Source organism: Streptomyces sp. BE20, assembly GCF_036322525.1.
Taxonomy (GTDB): Bacteria; Actinomycetota; Actinomycetes; order Streptomycetales; family Streptomycetaceae; genus Kitasatospora.
The window spans coordinates 1-333 of sequence record NZ_JAQYWW010001145.1 but is presented as its reverse complement, the minus strand read 5'-3'; the positions used below and the strand labels follow the sequence as shown (position 1 = coordinate 333).

1 protein-coding gene is annotated in these 333 nt (G+C 73.0%); it reads left to right on the top strand.

The features are described 5' to 3' along the window. Positions 1-239 (top strand): hypothetical protein (locus PUR61_RS36555; protein ID WP_329883873.1); only part of this gene is annotated, 239 nt, incomplete at its 5' end. Positions 240-333: the final 94 nt, after the last annotated feature.

Here is a 333-nt window from a genome sequence, read left to right as displayed (position 1 = left end):
GACACCTCCCCGAAGCCGTCAACTTCGTCTACTGGGGCGGCCGACTCACCCCCGCCCAGGAATCCACCGTCGCCCGCCACCGCCCGCCCCACACCATCACCGCCGTCCACTGGCTCCACCGCGCCCAACTCACCGACGCCTTGACCCGAGACCTACACCACCGCACCACCCAGGCCCTCGACGCCCTCGCCCGAGGCGCCCACCTCCCCTTCCTCCTCAGCGGGAGCCCCGCCGAATGACTCCAAAACGCTCGCGCAGGGGGTCGCAGCCGGGCAGGGCGCGGGTACGGTCGAGAGACGGCTGAAGCGCCGTCGAGGGCGGCGTCCCCGGAGG